The 12,914-nt window shown below is 57.5% G+C and carries 14 protein-coding genes; 10 read left to right on the top strand and 4 right to left on the bottom strand.

What is annotated here, in order from left to right; genetic code table 11:
• Window positions 1–22: 22 nt before the first annotated feature.
• The 3 genes from ASF69_RS13515 to ASF69_RS13525 form a co-directional block, all read right to left on the bottom strand.
• On the bottom strand, window positions 23–841 hold the full coding sequence (locus tag ASF69_RS13515; protein ID WP_062588267.1) for a DUF1206 domain-containing protein: 819 nt from the start codon (window positions 839–841) through the stop codon (window positions 23–25).
• A 91-nt stretch (window positions 842–932) separates the two neighbouring features.
• Window positions 933–1,130: a hypothetical protein gene (locus tag ASF69_RS13520; RefSeq protein ID WP_062588269.1), complete on the bottom strand. Its 198-nt coding sequence runs from the start codon at window positions 1,128–1,130 to the stop codon at window positions 933–935.
• Between the two features lie 128 nt (window positions 1,131–1,258).
• Entirely contained in the window at window positions 1,259–1,924 is a 666-nt protein-coding gene (locus ASF69_RS13525) for a TetR/AcrR family transcriptional regulator (RefSeq protein WP_200939081.1), read from the bottom strand.
• A gap of 429 nt (window positions 1,925–2,353) precedes the next feature.
• On the opposite strand from ASF69_RS13525, the gene ASF69_RS13530 reads away from it, so the two are divergent.
• Genes ASF69_RS13530 through ASF69_RS13570 form a run of 9 tightly spaced genes read left to right on the top strand, consistent with a single transcriptional unit; the run spans window position 2,354 to window position 11,039 of the window.
• Window positions 2,354–4,015, top strand: a complete 1,662-nt coding sequence (locus ASF69_RS13530) for a bifunctional 3-(3-hydroxy-phenyl)propionate/3-hydroxycinnamic acid hydroxylase (RefSeq protein WP_062588271.1) — start codon at window positions 2,354–2,356, stop codon at window positions 4,013–4,015.
• Window positions 4,016–4,044: 29 nt separating this feature from the next.
• Window positions 4,045–5,103 (top strand): maleylacetate reductase, encoded by a 1,059-nt coding sequence (locus tag ASF69_RS13535; RefSeq protein ID WP_062588446.1) that lies wholly within the window; start codon window positions 4,045–4,047, stop codon window positions 5,101–5,103.
• Window positions 5,104–5,134: 31 nt separating this feature from the next.
• Complete coding sequence (locus tag ASF69_RS13540; protein WP_062588273.1) at window positions 5,135–6,397, top strand: ABC transporter substrate-binding protein; 1,263 nt, start codon at window positions 5,135–5,137, stop codon at window positions 6,395–6,397.
• A gap of 59 nt (window positions 6,398–6,456) precedes the next feature.
• A complete protein-coding gene (locus ASF69_RS13545) occupies window positions 6,457–7,176 on the top strand; it encodes an ABC transporter ATP-binding protein (RefSeq protein WP_062588275.1) in 720 nt (239 codons plus the stop codon).
• The gene (locus ASF69_RS13550) at window positions 7,173–7,886 is read left to right on the top strand and encodes an ABC transporter ATP-binding protein (RefSeq protein ID WP_062588276.1); all 714 of its coding nucleotides are present in this window, start codon (window positions 7,173–7,175) and stop codon (window positions 7,884–7,886) included. The genes ASF69_RS13545 and ASF69_RS13550 overlap by 4 nt, the downstream gene beginning before the upstream one ends.
• A complete protein-coding gene (locus ASF69_RS13555; RefSeq protein ID WP_062588278.1) occupies window positions 7,883–8,746 on the top strand; it encodes a branched-chain amino acid ABC transporter permease in 864 nt (287 codons plus the stop codon). The genes ASF69_RS13550 and ASF69_RS13555 overlap by 4 nt, the downstream gene beginning before the upstream one ends.
• Window positions 8,747–8,754: 8 nt before the next feature.
• Window positions 8,755–9,831: a branched-chain amino acid ABC transporter permease gene (locus tag ASF69_RS13560; RefSeq protein ID WP_062588280.1), complete on the top strand. Its 1,077-nt coding sequence runs from the start codon at window positions 8,755–8,757 to the stop codon at window positions 9,829–9,831.
• Between the two features lie 26 nt (window positions 9,832–9,857).
• On the top strand, window positions 9,858–10,697 hold the full coding sequence (locus ASF69_RS13565; protein ID WP_062588281.1) for an intradiol ring-cleavage dioxygenase: 840 nt from the start codon (window positions 9,858–9,860) through the stop codon (window positions 10,695–10,697).
• A gap of 9 nt (window positions 10,698–10,706) precedes the next feature.
• Window positions 10,707–11,039, top strand: coding sequence for a hypothetical protein (locus ASF69_RS13570; RefSeq protein ID WP_062588283.1), 333 nt, complete (start codon window positions 10,707–10,709; stop codon window positions 11,037–11,039).
• A gap of 117 nt (window positions 11,040–11,156) precedes the next feature.
• Here the strand turns inward: ASF69_RS13570 and ASF69_RS13575 are convergent, their stop codons facing one another.
• Window positions 11,157–11,630 (bottom strand): MarR family transcriptional regulator, encoded by a 474-nt coding sequence (locus tag ASF69_RS13575; protein WP_162238078.1) that lies wholly within the window; start codon window positions 11,628–11,630, stop codon window positions 11,157–11,159.
• 443 nt (window positions 11,631–12,073) lie between these two features.
• Here ASF69_RS13575 and ASF69_RS13580 point away from each other — a divergent pair, with 443 nt between their 5' ends.
• Window positions 12,074–12,913, top strand: a complete 840-nt coding sequence (locus ASF69_RS13580) for a p-hydroxycinnamoyl CoA hydratase/lyase (protein ID WP_062588285.1) — start codon at window positions 12,074–12,076, stop codon at window positions 12,911–12,913.
• Window position 12,914 lies beyond the last annotated feature (1 nt).

A 12,914-nucleotide genomic window follows, 5' to 3' on the forward strand; every position in this document is an offset into this window, starting at 1 on the left:
GTTGGCCCAATCCGTGGCTGGATTAGCCGCGCACCTTTGGCAACTCGGCACGTATGCTGTTCAAGTCGGGAGTTTGTACCTGTCGGTAGCGGGCCTCAACGAAATTGTACACGCCAAAAGCAGCGAGTCCGATTGCGACAATAAGATAGAGAACTCCGCCCATGGGAAGGCCGCGGACCCACGTCAAAGCGTCGCTCATACTACCTGCCTGATCTGGATTTACGGTGAATGCAGCGTAGCAGAAGAAAACGCCGACAATCGCAAACACGACGCCGCGTGAAACCAGACCGTACACGCAGACGAGCGTCAGGGCGTGGCTCTGGCCAACATTGAGATATTTCTCGAAGCGGCGCGTTACACCTTTGAAAGCCGTAACAGCACCGCCCACAACGAAGCCAAGACCAATCGCGCCGGCGAGGTACCGTCCGAAAGGCTGAGACATTGCCCAAGCCGCAAGGCTGGCCTCTCCGCCGCCGCTGCCCTGCCCTGTGCTATAACCGAGAGCGTGTGATACTGCATATAGGGCCAGACCCGCATAGGTCACGGCGCTTCCAAAAAGAGCCGCCCTGATAATGTAACCCTTGGCGTCAGGTTTCTGATTGTCTGCATTACCAATCGATTGGGCAAGACGCCAGAAAACGAACCCCGCGAGCCCGAGCCCAACCAGCACCAGCCATATCTGTCCAAACGGCTGGTTGAGGATCGTATCGAGAGCAGATTTCGAATCTGTGCTCCCGCCACCAAGACCGGAAAAAAGAGCAAGGCCCGCAATGAGAATGAAAACAATCCCACGCGCGCCATAGCCAGCCCTTGCGAGCAATTCAAACTTGTCGGACCCCATGCGTCTCTCCCTTTCGCCTTCAAACGAGTTGTGACGAAAAGGGTTCCGAGCGAACACTTAGCGGTCCTTTATTCGCCTTGGTCGCGGCCTGTCAGGCCGCACCGGCCGGATCGCCAATTGGCAGAAGCGCAGGGTTGAGGGTAGGATCATTAGGGTTCTTGGTATCGCCGGGGTCATTAATCGGCGGAACAGGTGGCTTTTCCTGTACGCGATCTGGGATGCCTGGGGTGCCGGTTGGGCCGCGCGGTGTTTCAGCAGGGTTGCCGGGCTGTGGATTGATAATGGACATTGTCATCTCCTCTGTATCGAAGGGCAAACGACTGAGCACCCGGGCGGTTCCCGTTTTGCTCGATACAGGCGGAACTCTTTACTGCGCTCTTGGCCATTGGCTGCGCATGCAGCCGCAACACGGCCGTATCAGATCCGTGCGGCGTGCTTGCGCTCTGCTTCGGCCTCCGGTGCGAGCGGAGGGGATGGACGGCTTGCCAGTTCGCGGGAATCGGCCTCACTCATGCCAGCCATGCACAGAAGCCGCACCAGCGCCTCATCTATCGCTTTCGGTGGAAGATCGCCCTTCGTGATGGCGAGAGAGACACCGACGATGCTGAAGCAGGACATGCGCCAGGTAAGCTCAGGGTCGGGGTTGGAGAAACGCCCCGCAGCCGTCGCATTTCGCAGGTCACGGATCGCGAAAGGACCCATTCGTTGGAATGTGGCGTTCGCGATCACCTCGGAGCGATGCAACAATTGGCGCCATCTCATATCGCCTGTCGCGGTTTCCAGTACAGTCCGCATACCATAGGCATAGACCTGAGCCGGATCGGAAAAGCCGTTTGTAACCTCTTCAATCCGCCGTGCGAGCTGTTCCATCACGAGCTCGAGAACCGCGATTGCGAGTTCTTCTTTCGATTTGAAATAGTTGTAGATTGTGCCTGAAGCGACGTCCGCACGCTCGGAAATCTCCAGCATGGTCGCGGCGTCGATACCTTTTTCCGATATCACCTCATGACCGGCCTTCAACAGGGCGTCTCGGTTTCGGCGCTGGCGACGGGCAACCCGCCCTTCAGTGTCTGTGGTCTTCACGTGAGTCTCCATGGCAGGGGACTTTATATAAGGCTGAAGAGCATTCAACCGTGAAATAGTCTCAAGCCTGAATTTTGCAAGAGATATGCTGCTTTGCCCTGCCAGGCAGAGGTTTTAACCGCATCACTCATATAAGCCAAAACTTAATAATGAGAGCAAAGCATGAATGAGATATTTTCTTTATTGAACGTCATTCATTTTTGACGTAATGTCATTTTGCTTTTGTCAAGCAAGGAGAGAGGCTTGGCAATCTGGCAGATGACGAGGGAGCGTTGTCGGGGGGACGTGCAGATAACATGAGGAATTCAGGGAAGTGATGAGCTTGCCTCGCGGCGCTCGGCGTCCTGATTTCCACGGTTACACTGTCAACACATCCGATCATCGAGCCGAAGTCCTATTGCCAGTTGCCGCGTCATAGCAGGAGGGATCATGACGTCTCGGAACAATTCACATCAACACGGCTCGGACAATTTCGATGCGGACGTCGCAATCGTCGGCGGCGGCCCCGTCGGGACGTTTCTCGCCATCCTGCTGGGCAAGGCTGGCAAGAAAGTTACGCTGGTGGAACGCTGGAGCCAGGCCTATGGCCGCCCGCGCGCGGTAACCTATGACCACGAAATTGCGCGAATTCTGGCAAGCCTTGGCATCGATTCCGAGAATGACGAGGCCATCAATTATCACGACGAACTCTATTACTGGAAAAACGCGGAGCGCGAGAACATTCACATTGTTGACTGGCAGAGCCTGTCGGCATCCGGATGGCGCGTTCGCTACTGGTTCAACCAGCCAGAACTCGAAACGCGATTGACCAATATCGCGGCTCAGTATCCTTCCATCACGAGGATTTCGGGCTTTGAGGCCATCGAGCTTCAGCAGGACAGTGACTCCGTTACACTCTCAATCAAGCGCAACCCGCTGGAAGACGACCAAAGCACGGAAAGCCGCCAGATCCGCGCGCGCTACCTTGTTGGAGCCGACGGCGCAAACAGCATGGTGCGTCAGTCGCTCGGCATCGAGAATGAGGACAAGGGCTACTTCTTCGACTGGCTCATTCTCGACATGTTGCCGAAGTTTGACTACGTAGCCTCTCGCCCGGGCGAACCGGCGCAGTGGCAGCTCTGCGATCCGAAGCGGCCGACAACTGTCGTGCCGGGCGGTCCCGGTCCTGTCCCCGGTGGTCCAAGACGGCGTCGATGGGAATATATGGTCCTTCCGAACGAGGACCCCACCGAACTCGCAAAGCCCGACAATGCCTGGGAGCTGTTGAAGCCTTGGGGCCTGACACCGGAAAATGCCGAGCTGGAGCGCAGCGCGGTCTATCGTTTCCAGGCCCGCTGGGCAACGGTCTGGAACAAGGGACGCTGTGCGCTCGCAGGTGACGCTGCGCATCTGATGCCGCCTTTTGCTGGCGAAGGCCTGTGTGCGGGCATTCGCGACGCGCTTGCGCTCGGCTGGCGCCTGAACGCCATTCTGGAAGGCCGTGTCCAGCCGGACATCCTCGACAGCTATTCGTCTGAGCGTATCGAGCACGCCAAATACTACATCAATTTCAGCCAGGAACTGGGCAGCATTATCTGCATCGCCGATCCTGCGCAGGCTGCAGAACGCGATGAGCGCATGAAGCGTGACCTCGTGGAGCGCAATGGAAAGCCGGTGGCCACTGACGTATGCCAGCTGGGGCCAGGCATCTGGTGTCCCGAAACGGCCCATGCGGGAGAGCTTTCCGTACAAGGCGTTGTCGAGGCAAACGGCAAGCGTGATCGGTTCGACCAGGCCGTCGGCTTCGGCTGGATGGTGGTTGGCCTCGATGCCGATCCGGCTCACGCGCTTTCCCTCGAGCAAAAGCGGTCTCTCGACCTTATCGCCGGGCACACGGTTCGTATCGGCTCGATGGGAACAGACAGCGAGGTCGTTGACGTCGAGGGAACCTACGCCCGCTGGCTGAACAGCATCGGCGCAACCTACGTGATCCTGCGGCCCGATTTCTATGTCGCTGCGACAGCAAGTTCGCCGGAAGATCTTCGTCGTCGCTTTGACGAGGTGGTTTCCCATCTTCACCTGACGGAATTGTCCGAACAGGCTGCGGCCTGAACGGCCAGAAACGAGTACCCTTGATGGATATGTCATCCTTCATCTACTCTGCCAGCCCTGCCCGCATCCTTTTTGGGTGCGGGAGCCGCACCAAACTGGCAGACGAAATTTCGAGACTGGGGCGACGCCGCGCCCTCGTGCTGGCGACGCCATTTCAGAAAGCAGATGCCGAGAAACTGGCATCTTCGCTTGGAGATCTTTCGGCAGGCGTTTTTGCAAAAGCCGTGATGCACACGCCGGTCGATGTGACGGCGCAGGCTTTGCTGGCCTATGAAACCTCCGGGGCTGATTGCGTCGTTTCGCTCGGCGGGGGATCGACGATCGGGCTCGGCAAGGCGATTGCGCGTCGCAATGGCAGCGACCAGATTGTCATCGCAACCACATATGCCGGTTCGGAAGTGACCAACATCGTCGGTGAGACCGAGAATGGCCTCAAAACCACGGTGCGCGGCCCGGAAATACTGCCAGAAACGGTCATATACGATCCGGAGCTGACCTGCGGCCTGCCCGTTGCGATGAGCGTTACCAGTGGCCTCAATGCCATGGCTCATGCGGTAGAAGCTCTCTATGCGCCGGATCGCAACCCGGTGACGAGCATGATGGCGATGGAAGGCATCAGGGCCCTGAATAGCGCCCTTCCCGACATCGTAAAAACACCGGATAATCTCGATGCGCGCTCAAAAGCACTTTATGGCTCCTGGCTGTGCGGCAGCGTTCTGGGCATGGTCTCAATGGCCCTGCACCACAAGCTTTGCCACACGATTGGCGGCAGCTTCGACATGCCCCATGCCGAGACCCATTCCGTCCTTTTGCCACACACCACCGCTTATACGGAGCAGGCAGCGCCGGAGCTTTTGAAGCCAGTTGCCGACCTTTTCGGCAAGCCATCGGCCGGTGTCGGGCTTTACGACTTTGCCGCCAGCCTCGGTGCACCGCTCAGCCTTTCCAGCCTTGGCTTTTCCGAGGCCAACATTGAAAAGGCTGCGGAATTGGCACTGGTGAACACCTATTACAATCCACGGCCAATCGAGCTGAACGGCATCAAGACCTTGATCCGCACGGCTTGGGAGGGGACCAGGCCGCTATAATTTCATCATCTATTCTGTGGGAGGAAACGAGATGCTGACCAGACGTACTCTATTGCAGGCGACGGCCGCAACAGCCGCCAGTTTTGCCATGCCCGCCCGGGCAAGCAACACGACAATCAAGATCGGCTATGTGTCGCCACAAAGCGGCCCGCTCTCGGCCTTTTCGCAGGCCGATGCGTACATGGTCTCGCGTTTTCTGGAGTCGACCAAAGCGTCCGGCCTCGATATCGAGGTCGTGGTCAAGGATAGCCAGTCCAACCCCAACCGCGCAGCGGAAGTGGCAAAGGAACTGATCAGCCGTGACGAGGTCAATCTGATCCTTGTCGCCTCGACGCCTGAGACGACCAATCCGGTCTGCAGCGTGGCTGAATCGGAAGAAATTCCCGTCATTTCGTCCGTCGCGCCTTGGCAGCCATGGTTCATCGGTCAGCAGGGAAATCCGCTCGATGCCAGTGGCTGGAAACCGTTCGATTTCGTCTATCATTTCTTCTGGGGGCTTGAAGACAATGTCTCCGTGTTCCTGAACATGTGGGAAAGCTTGAACACCAACAAGCAGGTCGGTGCGCTTTGGCCAAATGACGGCGATGGCAATGCCTGGGCTTCGGATGTGGGAATGCCGCCAGCTCTCGGCAAACCCGGCTACAAGCTGACCGATACCGGCCGCTACCAGAACCTGACGGACGATTTCTCCGCGCAGATTAATGCTTTCAAGCAAGCCAATTGCGAGATCGTGACGGGTATTCCCATTCCTCCGGACTTCACCACCTTCTGGACGCAGGCCGCTCAGCAGGGATACAAGCCAAAGATCGCCTCCATTGCCAAAGCCCTGCTTTTCCCGGAAAGCATTGTCGCCCTTGGTGATCGCGGTCACAACCTGTCGGCGGAGGTCTACTGGTCGCCCAAGTTCCCGTTCAAGTCATCGTTGACGGGAGAAAGCTGTGACGACCTAGCAGCAGCGTTTTCCGCAGCTTCAAAGCGGCAGTGGACCCAGCCGGTCGGCTTTACGCATGCCCTTTTCGAGATCGCTGCCGATGTGCTGAAGAGGGCCTCTGACCCCACTGACAGCGAGGCTTTGGTCCAGGCAATCGGCGCTACAAATCTCAACACCGTGGTTGGCAATATCGGCTGGGGCAAGGACAACGTGCCGCCTTTCGCCCGGAAGAATGTCGCAAAGACACCACTGGTGGGAGGCCAATGGCGCCGCCAGACAGACGGCACCTTCGATCTCGTCATCGTCGACAATTCAAGGGCACCGGAAATCCCGAAAGACGGCAAGCTTGAAGCACTGAACTGAACCGACGGCGTCCGGGCCTCGCCCGGAATGCCAAACCTTAAACCACGACGGACAATGTCATGCCGATACTCTCGCTCAACGCGGTGTCGAAGTCCTTTGGCGCGCTCAAGGTCACAGATAATGTTTCCTTCGAACTCGCCAAGGGCGAAGCTCTCGGCGTCATTGGCCCGAACGGGGCCGGGAAATCGACGCTCTTTAATTTGATTACCGGTAACATTGCGGCCGACAGCGGTCAAATCCTGCTGGAAGGCCGCAACATCACCGCCACATCGGCGATGGATCGCTGCAAGGCAGGCATTGGCCGCTCCTTTCAGATTCCGCAGCCTTTCAGCGGATTGTCCGTGTTCGAAAACCTTCTGGTCGCCGCCCGCTTTGGTGGCGCCATGACGGCTGCGGACGCTGCGGATTTCTGCATGGAGCTTCTGTCTCGCACCGGATTGGAGCCTCAGGCAGATTGTCTTGCGGGCAGCCTTCCGCTGCTGAGCAGAAAGCGGTTGGAACTTGCCCGCGCCATGGCCACGCGACCCAAAATTCTTCTGCTCGATGAGATTGCGGGTGGCCTGACGGAAGGCGAGTGCGACGAACTCGTGAAGACTATCAAGGACATAAACCAGCAAGGCGCATCGATCATATGGATCGAGCACGTGCTGCACGCCTTGACACATGTCGTCAGCCGCCTTGTCGTTCTCAACTTTGGTCAGGTCCTGATGGTTGGAGAGCCTGACCGGGTGATGGCATCGCCGCAGGTGCGGGAGATCTATCTGGGGATCGAAGCATGACCCAGGCCCTGCTTTCGATTTCAGCCCTGACGGCGGGTTACGGCGACTTTCAGGCGCTTTTCGGTGTCGACCTTGCTCTTAATTCCGGGGAGACTGTGGCCATTATCGGCGCGAATGGCGCAGGCAAGACCACGCTGATGCGAACCGTCACCGGCATTGTCAGGGCATCCGCCGGGGCGATTGTTCTGGACGGAGCACCGGTCCACACGAAAGCGGCGCCCGATATTCTCGAAATGGGAATCGCAACGGTGCCGGAGGGACGCAAGCTCTTTCCCTCTCTTTCCGTGGAGGAAAATCTGCTGATAGGCGCGCATGTGCGTAAGGTGAAGGGGCCATGGTCGCTGGAGGCGATCTATGAATTGTTCCCGATCCTGAAGGAACGGCGCCATCAACCCGGCACAGCGCTTTCCGGTGGGCAACAGCAGATGGTGGCCGTGGGACGGGCACTGATGAGCAATCCGCGCGTCCTGCTCTGTGACGAGCTGTCACTTGGTCTGGCACCGGTCGTCATCCGCGATATCTACGCCGCTCTCCCAAAGATCAAGGCATCGGGTGCGTCGATCATCATCGTCGAGCAGGACATAGGGCAGGCCCTCAAAGTCGCGGATCGAATCTACTGCATGATGGAAGGCCGCATCACGCTCGAAGGCACGCCAGAAAGCCTTTCTCGATCCGCCATCCACGACGCCTACTTCGGAGTAAGAGCATGATATGGCTGGATACGATCATGCAGGGCATTCTGCTCGGTGGCCTTTATGCCCTGTTTGCGGCGGGGCTAAGCCTTGTCTTTGGCATCATGCGGCTCGTCAATCTTGCTCATGGCGATCTCATCGTTCTCGCCGCTTATCTTGTCTTGGTGATCGCAACGGCCCTCGGCCTCAACCCCTTTGCTGCGGCGCTAATCGCACTGCCGATCATGTTTGCCATCGGCTGGTTGCTGCAAAGCCTGCTTTTCAACCGCGTTCTGGATGATGGCATATTGCCGCCTTTGCTGGTGACTTTCGGTCTCTCCGTCGTCATTCAGAACGGGTTGCTCGAAAGCTTTTCCGCCGATAGCCGCAAACTTTCCGCAGGCACCATAGAAGCCAGTTCCGTATCCGTGGGTCCGGTATCGCTCGGCATAACACCGTTGATGACGTTGGGTTCGGCGATCATCATCATATGGCTGCTGAACCAGCTATTCTACCGGACGGCGCTGGGGCGCGCATTTCGTGCGACATCCGACGATGCCGTAACGGTTCAGTTGATGGGCATTCGTCCAAAGAAGATTTTCGCCATTGCAACTGGCATTGCCATGGTCGTTGCGACAATTGCCGCTTTGTATCTCGGTATTCGCGCCAATTTCGATCCGTCGATCGGACCGGCACGACTGCTTTATGCGTTCGAAGCGGTCATCATTGGTGGTCTTGGAAGTCTCTGGGGAACGCTGATCGGCGGCATCGTAATCGGGCTTGCCCAATCATTCGGCGCGGCGGTCAATCCGGAGTGGCAAATTCTAGCCGGCCACATCGCCTTTGCCGTCATTCTCATTTTCCGTCCACGCGGCCTGTTTCCAAGGGCGACAGATTAAGGTTCATCATGCTTCCGTCCCCAAAATCCGTTGGTCGCTTCACCCTCTGTCTGGCTGCAATCGCCATGGGTTTGGCATTGGTGGCAGCACCGTTCTTTACATCGCGCGCCATTATTCAGGACATGTTCGGATTATTGACACTGCTGATCCTGGCGATGAACTGGAACATGCTGGCTGGTTTCGCGGGTCTTGTTTCAGTGGGGCAGCAAGCCTTTGTGGGTGTGGGCGCCTATGTGATGTTCGCTGCCATCATCCTGTTCGATCTCGATCCATTGCTCGCCATCGGCATCGGCGGGCTGGGCGCGATGGCTCTTTCCGTCCCCATGGCATTTTTCGCCTTCCGGCTGAACGGCGCGTATTTTGCGATCGGCACCTGGGTTGTCGCCGATATCGCGAGACTGGTCGCAGGACAGATCAAGGCGCTGGGTGGCGGCACGGGAACCTCGCTGCCCAAGGGAACTTCGAAGGACATGATCGGTGTCGACCACATCCAGGCATTGATGAAGATTTCCGGCGCGGCGGCAGCAGATGCGCTGGTCTACTGGCTGGCGCTGGCGTTGGCGGCATGCACGTTGTTCGCATCCTATCTTTTCCTGCGCTCGCGTATGGGGCTTGGACTGCAGGCCATCCGCGACAACAGCGCCGCGGCGCGGTCAGTCGGCGTTGATCCCTTGCGCCTGCAACTGGCTGTCTTCGTCCTTTGCGCGCTTGGCACGGGAATCTGCGGCGGCCTCATGTTTCTTCAGATTACCCGTATCACGCCGGATGCCGCCTTCTCCGTCATCGATTGGACGGCCTTCGTTATCTTCATCGTGGTCATTGGCGGTTTGGGCACCCTTCCAGGCCCCATCGTGGGTGCCGTCATTTTCTACGCGCTGCAGCGGGCATTTGCCGATTACGGCACTGTCTACCTCATCCTGCTTGGCGCAGTCGGCATCGGAACAATGCTGTTTGCTCGAAAGGGCGTGTGGGGCACGCTCGCCAGCCGCTTCGGTATCGACATACTACCGTTGCGACACCGTGCGCCCAAACGGACGGCAGCGTCCCCGCGCCCGCTAGCGACCTCTGTCACCGCTTCCCACTGAATTTGTAATCAAGAAAGGATTGCTGCATGTCCCAGTATTTCTCCGAGGAAAACTCCGTCGAGACCGTCAATGCCCGCATGGGCCCCTCGACCGACCCACGTGTCGCTGAAGTCATGACCTGTCTGGTAAGGCATCTCCATGCCTTCGCCAAGGAAATCAACCTGACGCAAGCCGAGTGGGAGTTCGGCATCGATTTTCTGACCAAGGTCGGGAAGATTTGCTCGGACGAGCGGCAGGAGTTCATCCTTCTTTCTGACACACTTGGCTTGTCCATGCTTGTGGACGCCATCAACAATCGCCGCCCTTCTGGCGCAACGGAAAATACGGTTCTTGGGCCCTTCCATGTTGCCAACGCGCCGGTAAGGCAAATGGGCGACGTCATCACGCTGGATGGAAAGGGTGAAACATGCCTGTTTGAAGGCATGGTGACCGACCTTGACGGAAATCCCGTTGCAGGCGCGACCATTGATGTGTGGTCTGACAATGCCGATGGTTTCTACGATGTTCAGCAACCCGGCATTCAGCCAAAATGGAACAATCGCGGCATCTTCGTCACAGGTGAGGACGGACGCTACTCCTTCATCGGCATCAAGCCAGTTTCCTATCCCATTCCAGACGACGGACCCGTGGGCAAAATGCTGGAACACCTTGGTCGTCATCCATACCGCCCGGCACATATGCATTACATCGTCACAGCACCCGGCTTTCAGACGGTCGTTACGCACACATTCGTCGGTGATGACCAATACATCTCCTCCGACGCCGTTTTTGGCGTGAAGGACACTCTGGTTGCACCCTTTGAGAAAGCGACCAATGGCCCCGCAGTCTGGCGCTCCCCGTTCAACTTCAAACTCAATGCTGCGTAAGGTGCATTCATGCCAATCTTGAAAATTCACATCGACTTCGACCGGCATCCAAAGGCGACCGCTGCGATCCGTGGCGCGCTGGAGCCTCTCCGCGCCACGCTGTGTCGTGAACTGGCTGTCGATATCTCCGCCTGCCAGATTTCGATCATCAATGTTTTCGGGCTGGACGACCAGCCTCAGGTCAATACGGAAATGTTCCTGCTGCCACGCCCCGAGCGGACACGGGAAAGGATTACCGAGGTCTGCACGCTGATCCAGAAAACCATGTCTGAAACCACGGGGCTGCATGTTGCCGTACGCTCTAACATGCTGGACCCGCAGACCTATGTGGCGGTGAAGTAAGACGCAGCCCGGCTCCGGGGCGATATCGCTCTCACGCCCCCGCTAATGATAAGACGCAACGACCCATCTCGTGCAACAACCCCGCGGGAAGCCTGTTCCCGCGGGGCTTTTCGTGTCTTACGACTTGCCCTGGTAAATTTTGCGCAGAATTTTCAGAAGCGCTGTCGTATCGGCAGCTGTCAGGCTCGAAAAAACATCCTTTTCATGCTGCTTGATCAGCCTGCTGGCCTCGGCATGGTTCTGCAGCCCAAGCGGTGTGAGGGTCAGCTTCTGGCGCCTCTTGTCATCGGAGGACTGTCGGCGCTCGATGAAGCCTCGCTGATCCAGCTTTTCCACAAGCGCCATCATCGTCGCCCTGTCGGTGTCCAGTGCCTGCGCAATATCGATCTGGGAAACATCGGGGTTGCTGTAAATGATCTCAAGGACCGAGAACTGCTTCTGCGTAATCTCAAGCTCTGCAAGCGCCTTGCTGAAGTCCCTGTAGACCGCCAGCTGAGCCAGCGTGATGTGGAAACCGATGAGATCGTTGAGACTTCCCAGATCAACGCCTTCACCGCTTCTGGTGCTTTCGATGTTCGAGGCTCTGGCCACTATCTTCATTCCTTCCATCGTCACCGGAGAACGCCCGGTGCGCTTTGATACAGTCAAAGCTAATGGAATCAAACCGCTTGATTCCTTGAAAATAATTAGTACGTATTGCATACATTATTTGTACGTGCTACGTACTATTATCTGAGGAAATTGTTTGTCGACCTTGAGGAGGGATCTGCAAACCCAGCTTTATATAATCCACTTTACAGCCGCCCAGGCAGACGCCAGAGCGACGCGAGCGCATCGAATGAGCGCCGCGGTCGTCACGTGCCTTTCCCTTCGGCTTTGATTTCAATGTGCCCCACCAAGATTTGGGGCGGCCTTATTGTACCGGATCTGCCCTCCCACTGATTTTGCCTGCACTCAACAGATGCCGGCATTGCGCCAGACCCGGATGCCGTAACGGCCAGAATTTCAAGAACATTCAACAGCAGGATACAACAATGGTAACCGAACGCTCCGAAAAAGATACCGTCGCATTTTCCGTCGAAAACGGTATCGCCTGGGTCAGCTTTAACCGCCCGGAAAAGCGCAACTGCATGAGCCCGAAGCTCAATCGCCGCATGATGGAGGTTCTGGACGAGCTTGAGCATCGCGAGGACGTGGGCGTTCTGGTTCTCACGGGTGAAGGCACCGCATGGTCTGCCGGTATGGATCTGAAGGAGTACTTCAGAGAGACCGAAGCACAGGGGTTGCAGGGCACGCGCAAGGCCCAGCGGGAGAGCTACGGTTGGTGGCGTCGTCTGCGCTGGTACCAGAAGCCAACCATTGCGATGGTGAACGGCTGGTGCTTCGGTGGCGGCTACGGTCCTCTCTTTGCCTGCGATCTCGCATTTTCGGCAGACGAGGCACAGTTCGGCCTGAGTGAAATCAACTGGGGCATTCTCCCCGGCGGCGGCGCTGCAAAGGTCGCGGTTGAACTCACATCATTCCGCAACGCCATGTACCATGCGCTCATGGGTGAAAACGTCGATGGCAAGACCGCAGCAAGCTGGGGCTTTGTGAACGAGTCTGTGCCGCTCGCCCAATTGCGGACACGCGTGACCGAGGTTGCCAATGTTCTCCTCAAGAAGAACACACACGCCTTGAAGGCGACAAAGGATGCGATCCGTCGCGTGCGCGAAATGACCTACGACAATGCCGAGGATTACCTGATCCGCGCGCAGGAGGCAGCCAACAGCTTCGACAATGAAGGGCGCAAGGAAGGCATCAAGCAGTTCATTGATGACAAGACCTACAAGCCGGGTCTCGGCGCTTACGACAAATCGAAGCACGGCGGCTGAG

This window comes from Rhizobium sp. Leaf311, assembly GCF_001423445.1.
GTDB lineage: Bacteria > Pseudomonadota > Alphaproteobacteria > Rhizobiales > Rhizobiaceae > Agrobacterium.